Origin of the sequence: Sphingobium chungbukense, from assembly GCF_001005725.1 — a bacterium.
Lineage (GTDB): Bacteria > Pseudomonadota > Alphaproteobacteria > Sphingomonadales > Sphingomonadaceae > Sphingobium > Sphingobium chungbukense.
Map to the genome: position 1 here is coordinate 311,574 of NZ_LBIC01000001.1, position 19,138 is coordinate 330,711.

The following is a 19,138-nucleotide window of genomic DNA, read 5'->3' on the forward strand; positions in this document are numbered from 1 at the left end:
TCGGGGACCATAGAATCCTATGAAACTGGTGCGGGCGCTTGGCTCGGTCGGCGGGCTGACGCTCGCCAGCCGGGTGCTTGCGCTGGTCCGGGATTCGCTGGCGGCGCGCTATGTCGGCGCGGGTTTCGCGTCTGACGCCTTCAACGGCGTCGCCTTCCGCCTGCCCAACATGTTCCGCGCCCTCTTTGCCGAGGGCGCCTTTTCCGCCGCCTTCATCCCCATGTTCAACCGCAAGGCGGCGGGACCGGGCGGGATCGCGGAAGGCTATCATTTCGCGGAGCGGGCGCTCGCCGTGCTGCTGCCGGTGCTGCTGGTCTTCACCGCCCTGCTGATCGCGGCGGCGTGGCCCATCACCTGGGCACTCTCCGGCGGGTTTTCGCGCCAGCATCCCAGCCCTGAGCAGTTCGCCTTCGCGGTCATGCTCTCGCGCATCACCCTGCCCTATCTGGCGTTGATCAGCCTCGCCTCGCTGCTGGGCGGGATATTGAACTCGCTCGACAGATTCTGGGTGAACGCGGCCGCGCCGATCCTGCTCAATGTCGCCATGATCGCAGGGCTTTGGCTGTTCCATGGCGCCGACGAATATGAAACCGCGCGGGTGCAGGCGATCTCCGTCACCGTGGGCGGGGCACTGCAACTGCTCTGGCTGATCTGGGCCTGCCGCCGGGCCGGCGTCTCGATGAAGCTCAAGCGGCCGCGCTTCGACGCCGATGTGAAGGAACTTCTCCGCCTGATCGTGCCGGCAGCGGCAGGTGCGGGCGCGTCGCAGATCAACCTGCTGATCTCCACCGCCCTGTCCGGCTGGCTGCTGGCTTCGGGATCGATCACCTATATCTATTATGCCGACCGGCTGAACCAGTTGCCGCTGGGACTGATAGGCATTGGCCTCGGCACCATCCTGCTGCCCACCATCTCGCGCCTGCTGTCGACCGGTCAGGAACAAGTGGCAATGGACACGCAGAACAGGGGCATCGAACTGGCACTGTTCCTGACCCTCCCCGCGACCGTGGCCTTCATCACCGTGGCGGAACCGATCGTGCGCGGCCTGTTCCAATATGGCCGCTTCACGGCGGAGGATGCGCAGCGCTGCGGCTGGGCCCTGTCGGCCTTTTCCATCGGCCTGCCCTCCTATGTCCTCGTAAAGGTGCTGACGCCGGGCTATTATGCCCGCGGCGATACCAGGACGCCGGTGCGCTATGCGATGCTGTCGATCGTCATCAACATCATCGGCAATTTCCTGCTGATCCCGCTGCTCGGCCGCGCAGGCATGGGCCATGTCGGGCCGCCGCTGGCGACGGCCTTATCCTCCACCGTCAATGTTGCGATGCTGTATTCGACGCTGGTGAAGCGCGGGCATTTCGCTGCCGATGGGCAGTTGCGGCGTCGCCTGCCCAGGCTTGCGATCGCGGCGGTCGCGATGGGCGGCGCGCTCTACGCGGGCGAAGGGCTGCTCGATCCCTGGCTCAGCGGTGTGATGGTCCAGCGCTATGTGGCGCTGGCCGTGCTTGTCGGAGCGGGAATCGCGCTGTACGGGGTGGCCTGTTTCGTCACGGGCGCCTATCGGCTGTCCGACCTCAAGGCGTTGATGCGCCGCAAAAGTGCAACCAAGACAGAGAACGGATAGAAGAATGCGCGTCCTTTCCGGCATCCAGCCGACCGGCAATCTGCACCTGGGCAATTATCTGGGCGCGATCCGCAACTGGGTGCGGATGCAGGATGAGATGGACAGTGAGAGCCAGTGCTTCTTCTTCCTGGCCGACATGCACTCGATCACCGTGCATGAGGGGCGCGAGCAGCGCATCCGCAACGTGCGCGACATGGCCGCCGCGCTCGTCGCTTCCGGGATCGACCCGGATCGCTCGGTTCTCTTCAACCAGGCGCGGGTGCCCGCCCATGCGGAACTCTGCTGGCTGCTGAACGGCACGGCGCGGATCGGCTGGCTCAACCGCATGACCCAGTTCAAGGACAAGGTGGGCAAGGACCGTGAGGGCGCCTCGATCGGTCTCTTCGTCTATCCGGTGCTCCAGGCCGCCGACATCCTCGTCTACAACGCCACCCACGTCCCGGTGGGGGAGGACCAGAAGCAGCATCTGGAACTGGCGCGCGACATCGCCGCCAAGTTCAACACCGATTTCGGCGTGGAATTGTTCACCCTGCCCGATCCGATCATTCCCAAGGAATCCGCGCGTATCATGTCGTTGCGCGACGGCACCGCGAAAATGTCGAAGTCCGACCCCAGCGACATGAGCCGCATCAACCTGACCGACGATGACGATGCGATCATGCAGAAGGTGAAGAAAGCCAAGACCGATCCCGAACCGCTGCCCGAAACTGCGCAAGGGCTGGCCGGGCGGCCGGAAGCGAACAATCTGGTCGGCATCTATGCGACGCTGTCGGGCAGGACCGCCGACGCCGTCTGCGCCGATTTCGCGGGCAAGGGCTTTGGCGCGTTCAAGCCCGCGCTGGGCGAGCTTCTGGTCGAAACGCTCCGTCCGATCCGGTCGCGGTTCATGGAATTGCGTACCGATGACGCGGCGCTGGACGCGATCCTCGAAAAGGGCGCGGCCAAGGCGGCGGCCGCCGCAGACCCCACGTTGCGCGCTGCCTATGACGCGATGGGACTGATGCGGTAATGCCACAGGGGCTGCGAAAGCGCCCCTCCTTCCCGTTCGCCTTCCCCTCCGTGACGGAATAATCATGCCCGCGCCGTCGTAGGGATGGCAGGACATGGTTTGCGCCCGTTCGCCCGTTTCGCGCGTTCAAACGATGTTCAGTTGCGTTTTGCCATGGCAGGGCGCAAGATGTTTGGCAGGCGTAGTGCCTGATACAGGACGCAGAAAAAATGATCCGTTTCAACAAGATCGGTCTGATGGCGGCCCCCGCTCTGGCGCTGGTGGCACTGTCGGGCTGCGCTACTTCCTTCAAAGCGGATGTCGCCCGCTTTCAGCAGCTTCCCGCGCCCGCCGGGCAGAGCTTCGCCGTCGTTGCGGACGATCCGCGCCTTGCCGGCGGCCTTGAATTTTCGCACTATGCCGATCTTGTCAGCCAGCGCCTGACCCAGACCGGCTATATCGCCGCCGGCGATCCGGCGCGCGCCGACCTGATCGTCCGCGTGGCCTATGGCGTCGACAATGGCCGCGAAAAGGTACGCTCGACCGGCATCGGCACACCCGATCCCTTCTTCTACGGCGGCTGGGGCTGGCGCGGACGCTGGGGCCGCCCCTGGGGCTATGGCTTCTATGACCCGTGGCTGTTCGGTCCCGGCGGCTATAACGACATCAGCAGCTACACGGTCTATACCAGCGATCTCAGCATGAAGATCGATCGCGCTGCCGACAATCGCCGCCTGTTCGAAGGCAAGGCGCAGGCGCAATCGCTGTCGAATAAGCTGACCTATCTGGTGCCCAATCTGATCGACGCGATGTTCACCGGCTTTCCCGGCCAGAATGGGGAGAATGTGAAGATCACGCTGCCCCCCGAAAAAAAGGGTTGAGGCCATCATTCAAAGGGTGGCTCCCAGCCATGCCCTGTAGCCCGGCGGTCGATGATCGCCGGGCTTTTTGCTGGATCGAAGGGAAGAGGGAAGAACGGGAATCATTTGGGCACCCCGTTCATCGCATGCGCAACACCGAGGGGTAGTTGGCCTTTCAGGGAAGGCGCCGCGCCGTCACAATCTTCACGGGCCGCTCCAGCATCTGCCCCTTCATCACGCCTTCGCCGGCGGTGGGCGATTTGGGCGCAGCAACAATCGCCTTCACCACATCCAGCCCCTCGACCACATGGGCGAAGACGGCGAAGCCTTGATTGTCGCCGCTGGCCTCCGGATGCGCGTCCATGCCCGGCATCTTGCCGAGCACGATGAAGAAATCGCCTGTCGCGCTGCCCGGCGCATAACGGGCCATGGAGAGCGCGCCATCATCATGGGTGAGGCCGGTCTCCGTCGTCGGCTCATGCTTGATCGGCGGCAGGACCCGTTTGGGATCGTTCTGCGCACCGCCCTGCACGAACCCATAGTCCGCCGTGCCGACACCGCGATAGAAGAGCGTGCCGTCCAACCGTTTCTGATCGACATAGCGCAGGAAATTGGCGGCCGTGACGGGCGCCTTGGCGACATGCACGGCCACGACGATTGGCCCGGCCTCCGTATCGAGAGCCACCCGGACATCTGCCGGCGGCGTTGCAGGCAACTGCGCGATCGCGGGCGCAAGACCCACGAACGCGACGAGAAAAAGGACAAGCTTCCCGATCATGGCGCGAAGCCTAGTCCAAAGCCGCTTCCCTGTCAGCCTTCCAGCAGGCGCTGAAGCGCGCGGATATCGGCATCGATGTCCGGATTGCTCTGCCGCAGCCCTTCGATGGTGCGGACCGCATGGATCACCGTGCTGTGATCGCGCCCGCCGAAGATGCGGCCGATTTCGGGCAGGGACCGCGGCGTCATCTTCTTGGCGAGATACATGGCCACCTGGCGCGGGCGCGCCACGGCGCGGGCACGGCGCTTGGACCGCATTTCGGCCGCATCGATCTTGTAGTGCGCGGCGCAGACCTTCTGGATCTCGTCCACCGTGATCCGGCGGGCATTGGCCCGCACGGCGTCCGCCAGCATCGTCTGGGCAAATTCCAGATCGATCGAGCGGCCGGTAAGCTGGCCATAAGCGATCAGCTTGTTGAAGGCGCCTTCCAGTTCGCGGACGTTCGAACGGATCGAACGGGCCAGGAAATCCACCACCGCGTCGGGCACCGGCGGATCGCCGGCGATGGCGCGCTTGGCCTCCAATATGGCGAGGCGCAGATCGAGACCGGCCGGGCGGATATCCGCGACCAACCCACCCGCCAGGCGCGAAAGGATGCGCGCGTCGATGGCGTCCAGCATCTGCGGAGCGCGGTCGGCGGTCACGACGATGCGCGCGCCGGCATCGATCAGATCGTTGATGGTGTGCAGAAATTCCTCCTGCGTCGACCCCTTGCCGGCAATGAACTGGATATCGTCGATCAGCAGCAACCGCGCGGCGCGCAACCGCGCCTTGAACATCATGGTTTCGTTCGCGCGCATCGCGTTCACGAATTCCATCATGAAACGCTCGGCCGACATGTAGAGGACCGGCGCCAAAGGCGAATGCACGGAAAAGGCCTGGGCAATGGCGTGCAGCAGGTGCGTCTTGCCCTGCCCCGTGCCGCCATGGATGAAGAGCGGACTGAAGCGCGGCGAGGCCTCGCCAGCCATCGCCTGGGCCGCCGAAAAGGCGAGATGATTGGTTTCGCCCGTCACGAACTCGTCGAAGCTGTGGCGCGGCTGGAAATTGGAGCTGGGCTGCGGCGCGGCGATCGTCTCTTCCACGTCGGCAGCGGGCGCCGCCGACATTTCCAGGACGCGGGGGCCGACGGCATTGGGTGCCCGTCGAAGCCGCACCTCACGCACCCCCGCACCGGCGCAGCGCCACGCCATGCGCAGCCGGTCCCCGAACTGCCCCGATACGAAATTGGCCGTGAAGTCGGATGCGAACAGCAGATCGAGGGTCTGTGATTCGGGGCAATAGTCGCCCAGCTGCGTGGCCTTCAGCCACTGATCGAACATGCGCGCGCCGATGTCCCGGCGCAAACCGGCGCGAATGGTCGCCCAGGCCGTCTCCAGGCGCGCATTCTGCTGCGTGTCGAGACCGCTGAAACTTCCAATCACTGCCGTAATATCCTTCATAAACAGTCGACCCCCATCAACTGCGCCCCCGATAGGCAGGGAGCGAATTTCAAAGACGCAGAACAGCATTCGGAAAAGCCCCTGGGCCTTCCAAGCTTCATGCATCAACTAACCTTATGATGACCGCCGGAAATTCGATTCGAATAGCGGTCAGAAACTGAAAATAGACAGGCCTGCTTCGCCGGATCAAGGGCATGGCCGGTCAAAAATGTGAAATAAAGCCGTTGACTCGACAAATCGGCGGAAAACGAAGCTTTGAAAAAATATCGTTATTTTTCAGATATTTGATTGGGCACATTTCCGGGAAAATTCCTCGAATCGGGCGAGAATCGCCGGGAATCCTCAGGTCGTCGAAAATGACTGTTCGGTGAATGAAACATGAAAAGCCCGCCCCGCGAAGGCGGGGCGGGCATATTCGAGCTGACGACGATAGTGGCTAGAGCTTAGCCGAGCGCGGCAACGCGCTTCGTCAAGCGGCCGAATTTGCGGGCCGCCGTGTTCTTGTGCAGCACGCCGCGGGCGACGCCGCGCGCGAGTTCCGGCTGCACCGCCTGAAGCGCCGTGGTCGCAACGGCCTTGTCGCCAGCGGCGAGAGCGGTTTCGACCTTCTTCACCAGGGTACGGATCCGGCTGATGCGGGCGCCGTTGATCTCGGCACGGCGGGCGTTGCGACGGATGCGCTTCTTGGCTTGCGGCGTATTGGCCATTTACTGTCCTCGGTTCTCGTCAAATCTCGTGAAAAGGGCCCGTCGGAATCGCCAACCGGCCCTCGTGAAGGAGCGCCCCTTACCGGGGAACGCCCATGCCGTCAACAAAAGCTGGGCATCAACCGCCGACCGGCCTGCTATTTCTGGCATTTCGGGCAGAAAAAGGTCGATCTGCCGCTGTCCACGCGGCGGCGGATCGGCGTGCCGCAATGGCATGGCTCCCCCTCCCGCCCATAGACTCGCCATTGCTTGGAGAAATAGCCGAGCTCGCCATCGGGGCGGGCATAGTCGCGCAGCGTGGACCCCCCGGCGGCGATCGCAGCGGTCAGTACCTCGCGAATCGCCTCCACCAGAAGGACGAGCCGGGGACGGCTGATCCGGCCCGCCTCCCGGGTGGGGGCAATGCCCGCCATGTTGAGCGCTTCGCAGACATAGATATTGCCAAGGCCCGCGACGATGCGCTGGTCGAGCAGCGCGGCCTTGATCGATGTCGCCTTGCCCTTGAGCGCGGCGGCCAGGCTGGCCGCGGTGAAGTCCGGGCCGAGGGGTTCAGGACCCATGCGGGTGAAGGGGTTGTGGCTTTCCCACGCCTCGCTGCGCACGAGGTCCAGCGAACCGAAGCGGCGGGGATCGTTCAACGACAGAAGCCGCCCCGCGCCGGTCTCGATCAGCAGATGGTCGTGCGCGCCGATTTCCGCCGGATCGATTCGCCAGCGGCCCGACATGCCCAGATGAAAGATCAGCGTGTCGCCCCGGTCGGTGTCGATCAGCCCATATTTGGCACGACGGGACAGGGCGGTGACGGTCGCGCCGGTCAGCCGCTGGCGCAGGTCGACGGGGATCGGGAAGCGCAGGTCGGCCCGGCGCGGCTCGACGCGGGTGAGGACGGCGCCCTCCAGGACCGAACGGAGGCCAGCGACGGTGGTTTCGACTTCGGGAAGTTCGGGCATCGGTTCCAGGCGAGTTACAGGTGGCGGTTTCGAGTGACGGTGGCGGCACGACGGAAGGGTGGATGCGCAAGGGTTCGGGCACACCTTCCCCTATCGTGGTTTAGCGGCTCTGGGGCTGTGCAGGACAGGGGAATTTTTCAAGGGGCGTGGGTGACGATCCTCCCGGCGCCGGCCTGGGACATTTTAGCTGATCTGGGGTGTTTCCTCCGCGCCCGAAAATGCTCTAGGAGGCTCGGCCATGAGTGAAACCGCTTCCTTTGGCTATCGCGATGTCGAAGCCGCCGAAAAGCAGGGGATGGTCCGCGCCGTCTTCTCCAACGTCGCGTCCAAATATGACCTGATGAACGACGCCATGTCGGCGGGCGCGCACCGGCTGTGGAAGGACCAGTTCGTGGGTCGCGTGAAGCCGCGCCGGGACGAACGGATTCTCGACATGGCGGGCGGCACCGGGGATGTCGCCTTTCGCCTGGCCAGGCATGGCGCGCATGTCACCGTGTCCGACATCAATCCCGAAATGCTGGCCGTCGGCGTCGAGCGGGCCAAGAAGAAGGGCCTGGAAGGGCTGATCTGGTCGGAGCAGAATGCGGAGGAGCTGAGCTTCGGCGAACGGGATTTCGACGCCTATACGATCGCCTTCGGCATCCGCAACGTCACCCATATCGACAAGGCATTGCGCGAGGCCCATCGGGTGCTGAAGTTCGGCGGGCGTTTCTTCTGCCTCGAATTTTCGACCACGACCTGGCCGGGATTTTCGGATGTCTATGACGTCTATTCGCATCGGCTGGTGCCCAAGCTGGGCAAGCGGCTGGCCGATGACGAGGACAGCTATCGTTACCTGATCGAATCGATCCGCCGCTTTCCGCCCATGCCGGAGTTCGAGCGGATGATCCGCGAGGCGGGATTCGTCCAGACCAAGGTGGAACCGATCCTGGGCGGACTGGTCGCGATCCACAGCGGCTGGAAGATCTGACGCCTCGTGCCTTCCCACATCACGCATATCTGGCGGCTGCTGAAATGGGGCCGCACCCTGGCGCGTCATGGCGCGTTGCGCGGGATCGAGCGCGATCCGTTCACGCCCGCGCCGGTGCGGCGGCTGGTGCGGGTGGCCCGCTTCGGTGCGCGTGTCCCCGGGCAGCCGCGCTATGCCGATGCCTTCCAGGCCATCGGTCCGGCCGCGATCAAGCTGGGGCAGACGCTGGCGACGCGGCCCGACCTGGTGGGGGACGAGGCCGCCAACGATCTGCTGCGCTTGCAGGACGCGCTGCCGCCGGTGCCCTTCGCCACCATCAGGGCGCAGATCGAGCAGAGTTTCGGCCGGCCGCTGGAGGCGCTCTACAGCCGCTTCGACGAGGAGCCGGTGGGCGCGGCCTCGATCGCGCAGGTGCATCGGGCGGTCACGACCGAGGGGCGCGACGTGGCGGTGAAGGTGATCCGCCCCGGCGTCACCGACCAGTTCAACCGCGATATCCAGACCTACGAATGGGCGGCCGCCCATGTCGAGATGCTGGGCGGCGAAGTCGCGCGGCTGCGGCCCCGCCTCGTCATCGCGAACATGAAGCGTTGGACGGCGCGCGAACTCGACTTGCGGCGCGAGGCGGCCTCGGCCTCCGAACTGAGCGAAGCGATGGAGGCGATGCCGGGCTATCGCGTGCCCGCCATCGACTGGGACCGCACCAGCGGCAAGGTCATGACGATGGAATGGATCGACGGAGTGAAAATCTCCGATCGGGACGCGCTGATCGCCGCCGGCCATGACGTGCAGGAGATTGCGGCGCGGTTGGTGAACGCTTTCCTGCGGCAGGCGATCGCCGAGGGTTTCTTCCATGCCGACATGCATCAGGGCAATCTGTTCGTCACCGCCAATGGCGATATCGTCGCCATCGATTTCGGCATCATGGGGCGGATCGACCGGCGCGCGCGGATGTGGCTGGCGGAGATTCTCTACGGTCTCATCACCGGCAACTACAAGCGCGTGGCGGAGATTCACTTCGAGGCGCAATATGTGCCGGGCCATCATAATGTCGAGGAGTTCGCGACGGCGCTGAGGGCCGTGGGCGAACCGATGCGGGGCAAGCCGGTGCGCGAGCTGTCGGTCGGCGGGATGCTGGACGGGCTGTTCGCGATCACCCGCGATTTCGACATGCAGACCCAGCCGCATCTGCTGCTGCTGCAAAAGACCATGGTGATGGTGGAGGGCGTGGCGACCTCGCTCGACCCCGACATCAACCTGTGGGAGACGAGCGGGCCTTATGTGAAGGAATGGCTGAGATCCGAATTGGGGCCGGAGGCGAAGGCGGCCGATGCCCTGATCGAGAATTGGCGCATCTTGCAGCGCCTGCCGGGTCTGGTGAAGCGGATCGAGGAAGCCTTCCCGGAAAAGGGCGGCGCGCCGCCGCCGCCGCCTTTGGCTGAGGTGCGGCTGATCCGCGTCGGGGCCGGATGGCGCTATGTGGTGGTGGCATTGCTGGCCGGGGTCGTGGGCGCGGGCGCCATGGCAGCGGCGATGACCTTCTTATAAGATCTCCACGATTTGCCGGGTCGGTCCGGCCCCCTTCATGAACGGAAATCAGAATGAAGACCAAGCACAGCCTGGAAGCCAGTGACGTCAAGGCCATTTTGGCCGCAGCGGAGGCGGAAGCCCGCGCCAATGGCTGGGCGGTGACGATCGCGGTCGTCGATGACGGCGCGCATCTGCTGGGTCTGCTGCGGCTCGACGGCGCGTCGGCCAGTACGGCCCAGATGGCGCCGGCCAAGGCGACGACATCCGTGCTGGGACGCCGGGAATCGAAAGTCTATGAGGATCTGATCCTGGGCGGCCGCATCACCATGCTCTCCGCGCCGGGAATGCAGGCCATGCTGGAAGGCGGCGTGCCGATCATCGTGGACGGCGATATTGTCGGCGCCGTCGGCGTGTCGGGGGTGAAGTCGGATCAGGACGCCCAGATCGCGCGCGCGGGTATCGCGGCTATCCTGTAAGGGCTGGCCTGTAAGAGCTGGCCTGTAACGGCTGGACAAGGGCCCCCCGCTTGACCAAATGATGGGCCTGTCATGACCAAGCGCATCCTTCTCATCATTTCGGGCGGCATCGCCGCTTACAAGTCGCTGGAGCTGGTGCGGCTGCTGCGCAAGCGGGGCCTGGCCGTGCGGGCCGTGCTGACGGAGAGCGCCGCGCAGTTCGTGACGCCGCTCTCGCTGGGCGTGCTGACCGAGGACCATGTCTTTGGGCAGTTGTTCGACCTCAAGGAAGAGCGCGAGATCGGGCATATCCAGCTTAGCCGCCAGGCCGATCTGGTGGTGGTGGCGCCTGCGACGGCCAATATCCTGGCCAAGATGGCGGGTGGCATTGCCGATGATCTGGCGACCACCCTGCTGCTGGCGACCGACAAGCCGGTGCTGGCCGTGCCCGCGATGAATGTGCGGATGTGGCATCATGCCGCGACCCGGCGGAATATCGCGCAGCTCAAGGCCGATGGCGTGCATGTCATGGAGCCGGACAGCGGCGAAATGGCGTGCGGCGAGTTCGGCAAGGGCCGTCTGCCCGAGCCGGAAGCGATTGCGGCGGAGGTGGCGCGGTTGCTGGCGCTGCCGCTGGCCGCCGATCCGCTGGCGGGGCAGCCCGATTTCGAGACGGCGGATGCGCCCTTGGCCGGGCGGCATGTGCTGGTGACGGCCGGGCCGACGCATGAGCCGATCGATCCGGTACGCTATATCGCCAACCGTTCCTCGGGGAAGCAGGGCTTTGCCATTGCCGCAGCAGCAGCGCGGGCTGGGGCGCGGGTGACGTTGGTGGCGGGGCCGGTGCATCTGCCGACGCCTGCCGGGGTGGACCGGGTCGATGTCGAGACGGCGCGGGAGATGCTGGGGGCCGTGGAGGCTGCGCTCCCCGCCGATGCCGCGATCATGGTGGCGGCGGTGGCGGACTGGCGTACCGCGGATGCGGCGGATCAGAAGCTCAAGAAAGATGGGTCGGGCAAGCCCGCGCCTTTGGCTCTGGTCGAGAATCCGGACATTCTTGCCACGCTGGGGCGGCATGCAAAGCGCCCTGCCCTGCTGGTGGGCTTTGCCGCCGAAACGCAGAAGATCGCCGAACATGCGCAGGCCAAGCTGGCGCGCAAGGGGGCCGACTGGATCGTCGCCAATGACGTGTCGGGCCCACCCGGCTCAAGCGTGATGGGCGGCGATCGCAACAGCGTGCACATCATTTCCAAGAATGGCGTCGACAGTTGGGAGAATCTGCCCAAGGACGCCGTCGCCACTCGTTTGATAGAAAAGGTCGCTCATGCCCTCTCCTCTGGTTCCGATTGAAATCCGTCTGAAGCGCCTGCCCCATGGCGAGGGGCTGCCGGTGCCCGCCTATGCGACGGCGCATGCGGCGGGGATGGATGTAGTGTCGGCGGAGGATGTCATTCTGGTGCCCGGCGGCCGGCATGCGGTGGCGACGGGCTTCGCCATGGCGATCCCGGAAGGCTATGAGGTGCAGGTGCGGCCCCGTTCAGGGCTGGCGCTCAAGCACGGGATCAGCCTGCCCAATACGCCCGGCACGATCGATGCCGATTATCGGGGCGAGTTGAAGGTCATCCTGATCAACCTCGGCGCCGAACCGTTCGTGATCGCGCGGGGCGACCGGATCGCGCAACTGGTGGCGGCGCCGGTGCAGATGGCGCGCTTTGCCGAAGTCGAGGAACTGGACGAGACGGTTCGCGGGGCCGGCGGCTTCGGGTCGACTGGGGTCAAATAGCCATGCCCCCCACCCCGATCACCGACGAGCAACTGGAACGCTATGCCCGCCATATCGTGCTGAAGGAGATCGGCGGCGCGGGGCAGGCCCGGCTGTTGTCAGCCGATGTGGCGGTGATCGGCGCCGGCGGGATCGGCAGCCCGGCGATCCTCTATCTCGCGGCGGCAGGGGTCGGCACGATCCGGGTGATCGATGACGATGCGGTCGCCCTGTCCAATCTGCAACGGCAGGTGCTGTTCGGGACCGGTGACGTCGGCGCGTCCAAGGCCGAGCGCGCCATGGCGGCGGTGGCGCGGCTCAATCCGGACGTGAAGCTGATCCCGATCAATGCGCGGATCGATGCGGACAATGCCGCGCTGATGCTACGCGAGGCCGATGTGGTGCTGGATGGCTGCGACAGTTTCGCGACACGGCTGGCGGTGGCGGATTGCACGCAGACATTGCGGATTCCCCTGGTTTCCGCGGCAGTGGGGCCATTTGAGGGGCAGCTTTCCACCTATCGCGGATGGGAGGCGGACAAGCCCTGCTATCGTTGCCTGGTCGGATCGCCGCAGGATGCCCCGGAGCGGAACTGTTCCGAAACGGGCGTGATCGGCGCGTTGACCGGGGTGATGGGCAGCCTGGCGGCGCTGGAGGTGATCCGCGCACTGGTGCCCTTTGGCGAGGACATGGCCGGGCGGTTGCTGCTGGCGGACCTCTTGTCGATGCGGTTTCGGACCGTGACGGTGCCCAAGGATCCGGCCTGCCGGACATGCGCCGCGGAATTATGCGCGCACTGAGGATCGTCCTTCTGACGGCGGATGCCGAGCGCCTGCGCGGGGCGCTGGTGATGGCGGCGGCCCAGGCGGCGCTGGGCGGCGAGGCGGCGGTTTTCCTGCAACTGGATGCCGTGGGGTTGCTGCGGGCGCCGATCGTGGCGCCGGGGGATGAGGCGCACCGGGCGGCGGGACTGCCTTGGCTGGGGGCCTTGGTGGACGAGGCTTTGGGATTGGGCGTGACCCTGCTGGCCTGTCAGAGCGGCCTGGCCCTGTGCGGGCTGTCGGTGGCGGATTTGCCCCAAGGGGTCGAGGTCTGCGGGCCGGTGGGCTTTCTTCAGCAGACGGGAGATGAAGCCCGGCTGCTTTTCGCCTAAAGCGCGCTGCGTTAAATCATACGCAAGCCGCGCGCTTTCAGCTTTTGTGGTCGCATCGCTTTAAGCGCAAAACCGGTTCCCACTTTTGCGCACGATGCTCTAGAGCGGTTTCCGATCTGATTGAATCAGATCGTCCGCTCTAAGCCTTTTATTTGGCGCGATTTCTTAACCGTCAGATGATGCCATCTGACTGGAAATCGCTCTAAAGGCCGCGCCCCCAGAATTTGGCGACGTCCGGATCGGCGGCGCAGGAGCCGCGCAGCGCCTGCCATTGCGCTTGGCTGAGCGCGGGACGATAGGGCACGCCGGGCTTGACGGCTGCGGCGAAGCGGCGACGACGATCAGCGGAGAGCGGGTGGGAGGAGAGCCAGGTCATCGCACGCGCCTCCGTACCATCATCCTTGCCGCCAAGCCGTTCAAAGAAGGCGGCGGTGGCGGCGGGGGAAACCCGCGCCTCGCCCATCCGGTCGATGGCGACGCCGTCCGCCGCGCTTTCCGCGTCGCGGCCATAGCTCATGGCCAGAACGCCGTTCAGATAGCCGCCCACATTGCCCCCTGCCCCGCCCAGCACCACGCTGAGGCCGAGCTGGCGGATCAGGCCGGTCATCGTGTCGCGGTGACGGACATGGCCCAATTCATGGCCCAGGACGCCCGCGACCTCGTCAGGCGATCCGGCTTGCTGGAGCAGTCCGTCGAACAGGATGATCCGCCCGCCCGGCAGCGTCACCGCATTCACCATGGGGATATTGGCCAGGGCGACTTGGCGCGCTTCGCGATGAGGGTCGATCTGCGCAACAAGGGCCTGCAACGCTGCGTCACCGGCGGGCGTGTGGCAGAAACGGCCACCGAAATCGCCGACCATGGCGTCGCCCATGCGGTTTTCCCAGCTTTGCGGCACAAGCGGCGCGATAACGCCGGGGGCCTCCAGCGCCCCCCAGACGATCAGCGCGGCGACCAGCGTGAACGCGCCGGCAGCCTGCCAGAAGCCGAAGCGGTCGATCCAGCGGCCATAGCGCTCCCCCCTTGGCAGATGCGCGGCGATTTGCGGAGACGCTTCGCCGGAAAAGCCCATGCGCCAGCCGGGAATGGCGCTGTGACCATAAGCCGAGCGACTGCCCTCGGTGCCGACGACGGTAAGGTCGCTCCAGTCGGTCGGCGCGCCGATCCAGCCGCTTTCCGGTTCCTCCAGCACGAAGCCCGCGCCCGCAGGGTGGAGCAGCACGCTCCGCCGGACCGCGGTGACCCCGTCATAATGCCAGAACCGGAAATCCGACATGCCGGTCAGAAGGCCCCCACGTCGAGGGCGTCGAGCAGACCTTCGCCATGGCGGCTGGTCTTCGTCTGGGACTGGGTGAGTTCGTCGGTGTAGATGGTGCCGGTCGCGCCCATATGGGTCACGAAGAATTTCCAATGGCGATATTGCAGGAAGATCGCACCGATGCCGAGCGTGCCGATCACCAGCCCGATATCGCCCAGGAACAGCAGGAACCAGTCCTTGGTGCGGGCATGGAAATGGAAATTGAGGCCGGTGAGCGACAGGCCCGCAACCGCTTCGCGGAAGAATTTGGCGTAGAAGGCGAGCGCGATCAGGCCGAGGCCCGCATAAATGCCGAGGACGAAAAGGCCCATGACCAGGACCATGGCGCCCAGCCTGCCTGCATTGCCGCCCGGTTGCAGACCGCCCATCGGCGCGGCGGCAAAGGCGAAGACGACGCCCAGCACGACCGCCGCTATGGGAAAAAGATAGAAGAGCAGAAAACGCCGGAAGGTCGGGCCGTCATTGCCCGCCGACTGGAACATGTGCGGGCCGAAGCTCATCTTGTTCCACCGCTCGTTCCAGAGCGACATCATCGACCAGGGGATCATCAGGCCCAGCACCAGGCTGCCCACGGCGGTCTTCCACAGATAGGAAAGGCCGTAGCCGAAGCCCTGGTCGTCGCTGCCGCCGCGAATGCCGTGCCACCAGGTCCGGCTGAGCCGGTAGCGCAGCGCGCGGAAGCGGGCGAGGCCGACCATGTAGAAGATGGTGACGAACGCCGCGAGGGTCAGGATGGCGGCAAGGCCGCCATGCCCCTGAAGCACCAGCGCCTGCGCACCGAATTGCAGGAAGAGGAACGGGATGCCGATCAGCACCAGCACCATCAGGAAACCCAGGAACAATTCCCGGCCCGTGCCGGTCCATTCCAGCCGGTCGTCGATGAAGCGGGTATTGGCCCAGAGATAGCGCCGCGTGCGCGTCGTCGCCCAGAAGCGATAGATGCCCAGCGTGACGATCGTCAGCAGCAGGTTGGTGAAGGCGATGGGCGCATAGTCGCGCCAGTTTCCTTCAAAAGCGAAGCCGTCGCCGCCAATGCGTTCCTGATCCATGAAAGCCCCCCTGTCGTCCCCCGGCGAGAAGACTATGCCGCAAGCGATCGGTCAAGCGGAGATTGGCGCCGCTTTGGCGGCTATCGCCCTGAAAGGACTGGCCGCGTTGCGGATCGGACCCGTGCCCCGAACTTCGCCCCTTTCAGAAGCGGGCGTAACGTTCGTTGCCGATGAAACCGAGCTTCTTCACCCCGGCGCGGCGGATGTCGGCCAGCACTTCGTCGACCGTGACATAGCGGGCGGCGGCGTCGGGCTGGAACTGGAGTTCGGGCTCGACCGGCATCCGCAGCGAGGCGGCGAGATATTGGCGGAGAGTCAGACGGTCGACCGCCGCGCCGTTCCAGTGGATGACGCCCTGCGCGTCGATACTGACCCTGTTCCTGACCGGATCGGGTTCAGGGAAGCCCGGCCGGTTGTGGGGCAGATCGATGCCGACCTGGTGTGTCTGGATCGGGATGGTGATGATGAACATGATCAGCAGCACCAGCATCACGTCGATCAGCGGGGTGGTGTTCATGTCGGACAGGGGCGCCTCCCCCCCGGTGCCGCCATGCCCGTCGCTGCGTCTTGCGAAGCTCGAAGCCATTTGCATCCCTCCCGTTGAAATAATGATATAACAACACATGCAACATGCCGCACCGGCCAGCCCATGGCAAGACCCTTCTATTGACAGGGCGGGCGGCCCATTTATGGGGAAGGCACGGCTTTTTCAGCCCAAGCAATCTGCAATCTTCACAGAAAGACCACCCGTGTCCGCCATGCTCAAGATCACCCTGCCCGATGGTTCCGTGCGTGAAGTCGCGCCCGGCACTACCCCGGCGGACATTGCGGCGGCGATCGGGCCGGGCCTGGCCAAGGCCGCCATTGCCGCGCGGGTCGATGGCGAACTGCGCGATATCATGCGGCCGCTGGAGCAGGACTCGCAACTGGCACTGGTGACGAACAAGGACGAAGCCGACGCGCTGGAGCTGGCGCGGCATGACTTCGCGCATGTGCTGGCCGAGGCTGTGCAGGCGCTGTTTCCGGGGACGCAGATCACCTTCGGGCCTTCGACCGATGACGGCTTTTATTATGACTTCGCGCCCAAGGACCGGCCCTTCACCGAGGAGGATCTCCCGCTCGTCGAGGCGAAGATGCGGGAGATCATCGCCGCCAACAAGCCGCTGCGCCGTGAGGTGTGGAAGCGCGAGGATCTGATCGCGCGCTGGCAGGCCGAGGGCGAGACGTTCAAGGCCGAATGGGCCACCGAACTGCCCGAGGGCGAGGAACTGACCGTCTATTGGTCGGGTGACGAGTGGCTCGACATGTGCCGGGGGCCGCATCTGGCCTCCACGGGCAAGCTCGATCCGGCGGCGTTCAAGCTGACCCGCGTGTCGGGCGCCTATTGGCGCGGCGACCAGAAGAATGCGATGCTCAGCCGCATCTACGGCACCGGCTGGCTCAACCGGAAGCAGCTCGACGCGCATCTGACGCGGCTGGAGGAAGCGGGCAAGCGCGACCATCGCAAGCTGGGCGCGGAGATGGACCTGTTCCACCTCCAGCAGGAGGCGCATGGATCGGTCTTCTGGCATCCCAAGGGCTATATCATCTGGCGCGCGCTGGAAGCCTATATGCGCCGCGCCATCGACGAGGCGGGCTATCGCGAGGTCAAGACGCCGCAGGTGATGGATGCCCGCCAGTGGGAGCAGTCCGGCCACTGGGGCAAATATCGCGAGAATATGTTCGTGATCCCGGATGAGGTTCCGAACGTCGAGGATGAAGGGCCGCTGGTGTCCGACAGCGCCGACTGGATGGCGCTGAAGCCCATGAACTGCCCGGCGCACGTCCTGATCTTCCGCCAGGGGATCAAGAGCTATCGCGACCTGCCGCTGCGCTTCTACGAAAATGGCTGCTGCCACCGCAACGAGCCGCACGGGGCGCTGCACGGGCTGATGCGCGTGCGCCAGTTCACCCAGGACGATGCGCATATCTTCTGCCGCGAGGACCAGATCGTCGAGGAAGTGCGGGCCTTCTGCGCATTGGCGGACCGCATCTACAAGGATTTCGGCTTCACCTATTCGATCAAGCTGGCGCTGCGTCCGGAGAAACGCTTCGGCACCGAGGAGATGTGGGACAAGGCCGAGGAAGAGCTACGCCATGCGGTCGCGGCGGCAGGACTCAACACGCCGGAATATGGCTGGGAAGAGCTGCCGGGCGAAGGCGCCTTCTATGCGCCCAAGCTGGAATGGCACCTGACCGATGCGATCGGGCGGACATGGCAGGTGGGCACGATCCAGTCGGACCGCGTGCTGCCGGAGCGACTCGACGCGTCTTACGTCGCCGAGGATGGCGAACGGCACCGGCCGGTGATGCTCCATCGCGCGATTTTCGGTAGCTATGAGCGCTTCATCGGCATCCTGATCGAGCATTATGCGGGTAAATTCCCGCTCTGGCTGGCGCCGGTGCAGGCAGTGGTGGCGACCATCGTGTCGGATGCGGACGGCTATGCGCAGGCGGTTGTCGAGAAGCTGCGCGCGGCCGGAATCCGGGCGGAAACCGACGTGCGGAACGAGAAGATCAACTACAAGGTGCGCGAGCACAGCCTGGCCAAAGTGCCCAATCTGCTGGTCGTGGGACGCCGCGAAGCCGATGAGGGCACGGTCGCGCTGCGCGAACTGGGCAAGGAAGGACAGGCCATCCTTTCGGTCGAGGATGTCATCGCCCGGCTTGCAAAGGAAGCCCTTGCACCCGATATGCACTGAGGCAGCAATGCCACATGGGGCCGGTGAATCCGCAACTGCGGGCTTGCCGCCCCTTTCGGCTTTGCGCTAAAGGGCCGCCAGATTCGGTATTTCAACTGTCGTAGGAGAAGCTGCTATACGTCCCCCAATGATGCGCCGCCCGATGGCGCCGCCGCCTAAGTCTGGTCCCCGTTATAACGAGTTCATCACCGTGCCCAAGGTGCGCGTGATCGACGACGAAGGCGAAAATCTGGGCGTGATGTATACGCAGGAGGCGATCGAGCGCGCCTATGAGATCGGGCTGGACCTGGTCGAGGTGTCGCCCACCGCCGATCCGCCGGTCTGCAAGTTCCTGGACATCGGCAAGTATAAGTACGAAGCCCAGAAAAAGGCGAATATCGCCCGCAAGACCCAGAAGACGCAGGAACTCAAAGAGATCAAGATGCGTCCCAACATCGACGATCATGACTATGATACGAAGATGAAGAAGGTCCATGATTTCATCGGTGACGGCGACAAGGTGAAGATCACCCTGCGCTTCCGTGGCCGTGAGCTGAGCCACCAGCAGCTCGGCATGCAATTGCTCCAGCGCGTGGCGGAAAATGTGGCCGAGGTCGCCAAGGTCGAGGCCTATCCGCGCATGGAAGGCCGCCAGATGCTGATGGTGCTGGCGCCGAAATAAGCGCGGCGGCTTTTCGCGATCAAGCGTGTCGGGCGGGGTCTGGATGCAGGCTCCGCCCTTTCCGTTTTGGAATTTGTCCTGTTCAAGTTGAAGCCTGTTCCTGCGCAGGAACAGGTTGCGCTTCCATCTGAACAGGGCATCCTGGGGGGC

The 19,138-nt window shown here is 64.9% G+C and carries 19 protein-coding genes; 12 read left to right on the forward strand and 7 right to left on the reverse strand.

Annotated features, from left to right (window positions below):
- Positions 1-19: 19 nt before the first annotated feature.
- The 3 genes from murJ to YP76_RS01535 all read left to right on the forward strand — a co-directional run bounded on the left by murJ (position 20) and on the right by YP76_RS01535 (position 3,493).
- On the forward strand, positions 20-1,624 hold the full coding sequence (gene murJ / locus YP76_RS01525; RefSeq protein WP_046761848.1) for a murein biosynthesis integral membrane protein MurJ: 1,605 nt from the start codon (positions 20-22) through the stop codon (positions 1,622-1,624).
- Between the two features lie 4 nt (positions 1,625-1,628).
- A complete protein-coding gene (gene trpS / locus YP76_RS01530) occupies positions 1,629-2,633 on the forward strand; it encodes a tryptophan--tRNA ligase (protein ID WP_046761849.1) in 1,005 nt (334 codons plus the stop codon).
- 209 nt (positions 2,634-2,842) lie between these two features.
- Entirely contained in the window at positions 2,843-3,493 is a 651-nt protein-coding gene (locus YP76_RS01535; protein WP_046761850.1) for a DUF4136 domain-containing protein, read from the forward strand.
- A gap of 154 nt (positions 3,494-3,647) precedes the next feature.
- On the opposite strand, the gene YP76_RS01540 is transcribed toward YP76_RS01535, so the two are convergent.
- From YP76_RS01540 to mutM, 4 genes are all read right to left on the reverse strand, one after another.
- Entirely contained in the window at positions 3,648-4,250 is a 603-nt protein-coding gene (locus YP76_RS01540; RefSeq protein ID WP_046761851.1) for a peptidylprolyl isomerase, read from the reverse strand.
- A 32-nt stretch (positions 4,251-4,282) separates the two neighbouring features.
- On the reverse strand, positions 4,283-5,692 hold the full coding sequence (gene dnaA / locus YP76_RS01545) for a chromosomal replication initiator protein DnaA (protein WP_046761852.1): 1,410 nt from the start codon (positions 5,690-5,692) through the stop codon (positions 4,283-4,285).
- 443 nt (positions 5,693-6,135) lie between these two features.
- Positions 6,136-6,399, reverse strand: a complete 264-nt coding sequence (rpsT, locus tag YP76_RS01550) for a 30S ribosomal protein S20 (RefSeq protein WP_046761853.1) — start codon at positions 6,397-6,399, stop codon at positions 6,136-6,138.
- Positions 6,400-6,536: 137 nt separating this feature from the next.
- Complete coding sequence (gene mutM / locus YP76_RS01555; protein WP_046761854.1) at positions 6,537-7,349, reverse strand: bifunctional DNA-formamidopyrimidine glycosylase/DNA-(apurinic or apyrimidinic site) lyase; 813 nt, start codon at positions 7,347-7,349, stop codon at positions 6,537-6,539.
- A gap of 238 nt (positions 7,350-7,587) precedes the next feature.
- Here mutM and YP76_RS01560 point away from each other — a divergent pair, with 238 nt between their 5' ends.
- The 7 genes from YP76_RS01560 to YP76_RS01590 all read left to right on the forward strand — a co-directional run bounded on the left by YP76_RS01560 (position 7,588) and on the right by YP76_RS01590 (position 13,219).
- Positions 7,588-8,319: a class I SAM-dependent methyltransferase gene (locus YP76_RS01560; protein WP_046761855.1), complete on the forward strand. Its 732-nt coding sequence runs from the start codon at positions 7,588-7,590 to the stop codon at positions 8,317-8,319.
- A 6-nt stretch (positions 8,320-8,325) separates the two neighbouring features.
- Positions 8,326-9,867, forward strand: a complete 1,542-nt coding sequence (gene ubiB / locus YP76_RS01565) for a 2-polyprenylphenol 6-hydroxylase (protein ID WP_046761856.1) — start codon at positions 8,326-8,328, stop codon at positions 9,865-9,867.
- 53 nt (positions 9,868-9,920) lie between these two features.
- The gene (locus YP76_RS01570) at positions 9,921-10,325 is read left to right on the forward strand and encodes a GlcG/HbpS family heme-binding protein (protein ID WP_046761857.1); all 405 of its coding nucleotides are present in this window, start codon (positions 9,921-9,923) and stop codon (positions 10,323-10,325) included.
- Positions 10,326-10,397: 72 nt separating this feature from the next.
- On the forward strand, positions 10,398-11,654 hold the full coding sequence (gene coaBC / locus YP76_RS01575) for a bifunctional phosphopantothenoylcysteine decarboxylase/phosphopantothenate--cysteine ligase CoaBC (protein WP_046761858.1): 1,257 nt from the start codon (positions 10,398-10,400) through the stop codon (positions 11,652-11,654).
- The gene (dut, locus tag YP76_RS01580; RefSeq protein ID WP_046761859.1) at positions 11,629-12,087 is read left to right on the forward strand and encodes a dUTP diphosphatase; all 459 of its coding nucleotides are present in this window, start codon (positions 11,629-11,631) and stop codon (positions 12,085-12,087) included. The genes coaBC and dut overlap by 26 nt, the downstream gene beginning before the upstream one ends.
- A 2-nt stretch (positions 12,088-12,089) precedes the next feature.
- Positions 12,090-12,866, forward strand: coding sequence for a HesA/MoeB/ThiF family protein (locus YP76_RS01585; RefSeq protein WP_046761860.1), 777 nt, complete (start codon positions 12,090-12,092; stop codon positions 12,864-12,866).
- Positions 12,854-13,219 (forward strand): DsrE family protein, encoded by a 366-nt coding sequence (locus tag YP76_RS01590; RefSeq protein ID WP_046761861.1) that lies wholly within the window; start codon positions 12,854-12,856, stop codon positions 13,217-13,219. Before YP76_RS01585 ends, YP76_RS01590 begins: the two co-directional genes overlap by 13 nt.
- 202 nt (positions 13,220-13,421) lie before the next feature.
- Here the strand turns inward: YP76_RS01590 and YP76_RS01595 are convergent, their stop codons facing one another.
- The 3 genes from YP76_RS01595 to YP76_RS01605 all read right to left on the reverse strand — a co-directional run bounded on the left by YP76_RS01595 (position 13,422) and on the right by YP76_RS01605 (position 16,172).
- A complete protein-coding gene (locus YP76_RS01595) occupies positions 13,422-14,495 on the reverse strand; it encodes a M48 family metallopeptidase (protein WP_046761862.1) in 1,074 nt (357 codons plus the stop codon).
- A gap of 5 nt (positions 14,496-14,500) precedes the next feature.
- Positions 14,501-15,586 (reverse strand): YjgN family protein, encoded by a 1,086-nt coding sequence (locus YP76_RS01600; protein WP_046761863.1) that lies wholly within the window; start codon positions 15,584-15,586, stop codon positions 14,501-14,503.
- Between the two features lie 142 nt (positions 15,587-15,728).
- Positions 15,729-16,172: an ExbD/TolR family protein gene (locus YP76_RS01605; protein ID WP_046761864.1), complete on the reverse strand. Its 444-nt coding sequence runs from the start codon at positions 16,170-16,172 to the stop codon at positions 15,729-15,731.
- A gap of 172 nt (positions 16,173-16,344) precedes the next feature.
- Between YP76_RS01605 and thrS the strand changes: the two genes are divergently transcribed.
- Entirely contained in the window at positions 16,345-18,327 is a 1,983-nt protein-coding gene (gene thrS / locus YP76_RS01610) for a threonine--tRNA ligase (RefSeq protein WP_046761865.1), read from the forward strand.
- A gap of 127 nt (positions 18,328-18,454) precedes the next feature.
- Positions 18,455-18,988 carry a translation initiation factor IF-3 gene (gene infC, locus YP76_RS01615; RefSeq protein ID WP_046761866.1) on the forward strand — a complete coding sequence of 178 codons (534 nt, stop codon included), beginning with the start codon at positions 18,455-18,457 and terminating at the stop codon, positions 18,986-18,988.
- Positions 18,989-19,138 lie beyond the last annotated feature (150 nt).

Excerpts from the sequence above, each read along its gene's own strand:
- murJ (WP_046761848.1), top strand. The coding sequence starts at position 20 with ATGAAACTGGTGCGGGCGCTTGGCTCGGTCGGCGGGCTGACGCTCGCC.
- trpS (WP_046761849.1), top strand. The coding sequence starts at position 1,629 with ATGCGCGTCCTTTCCGGCATCCAGCCGACCGGCAATCTGCACCTGGGC.
- YP76_RS01535 (WP_046761850.1), top strand. The coding sequence starts at position 2,843 with ATGATCCGTTTCAACAAGATCGGTCTGATGGCGGCCCCCGCTCTGGCG.
- YP76_RS01540 (WP_046761851.1), bottom strand. The coding sequence starts at position 4,250 with ATGATCGGGAAGCTTGTCCTTTTTCTCGTCGCGTTCGTGGGTCTTGCG.
- dnaA (WP_046761852.1), bottom strand. The coding sequence starts at position 5,692 with ATGAAGGATATTACGGCAGTGATTGGAAGTTTCAGCGGTCTCGACACG.
- rpsT (WP_046761853.1), bottom strand. The coding sequence starts at position 6,399 with ATGGCCAATACGCCGCAAGCCAAGAAGCGCATCCGTCGCAACGCCCGC.
- mutM (WP_046761854.1), bottom strand. The coding sequence starts at position 7,349 with ATGCCCGAACTTCCCGAAGTCGAAACCACCGTCGCTGGCCTCCGTTCG.
- YP76_RS01560 (WP_046761855.1), top strand. The coding sequence starts at position 7,588 with ATGAGTGAAACCGCTTCCTTTGGCTATCGCGATGTCGAAGCCGCCGAA.
- YP76_RS01570 (WP_046761857.1), top strand. The coding sequence starts at position 9,921 with ATGAAGACCAAGCACAGCCTGGAAGCCAGTGACGTCAAGGCCATTTTG.
- coaBC (WP_046761858.1), top strand. The coding sequence starts at position 10,398 with ATGACCAAGCGCATCCTTCTCATCATTTCGGGCGGCATCGCCGCTTAC.
- dut (WP_046761859.1), top strand. The coding sequence starts at position 11,629 with ATGCCCTCTCCTCTGGTTCCGATTGAAATCCGTCTGAAGCGCCTGCCC.
- YP76_RS01585 (WP_046761860.1), top strand. The coding sequence starts at position 12,090 with ATGCCCCCCACCCCGATCACCGACGAGCAACTGGAACGCTATGCCCGC.
- YP76_RS01590 (WP_046761861.1), top strand. The coding sequence starts at position 12,854 with ATGCGCGCACTGAGGATCGTCCTTCTGACGGCGGATGCCGAGCGCCTG.
- YP76_RS01595 (WP_046761862.1), bottom strand. The coding sequence starts at position 14,495 with ATGTCGGATTTCCGGTTCTGGCATTATGACGGGGTCACCGCGGTCCGG.
- YP76_RS01600 (WP_046761863.1), bottom strand. The coding sequence starts at position 15,586 with ATGGATCAGGAACGCATTGGCGGCGACGGCTTCGCTTTTGAAGGAAAC.
- YP76_RS01605 (WP_046761864.1), bottom strand. The coding sequence starts at position 16,172 with ATGGCTTCGAGCTTCGCAAGACGCAGCGACGGGCATGGCGGCACCGGG.
- thrS (WP_046761865.1), top strand. The coding sequence starts at position 16,345 with ATGCTCAAGATCACCCTGCCCGATGGTTCCGTGCGTGAAGTCGCGCCC.
- infC (WP_046761866.1), top strand. The coding sequence starts at position 18,455 with ATGATGCGCCGCCCGATGGCGCCGCCGCCTAAGTCTGGTCCCCGTTAT.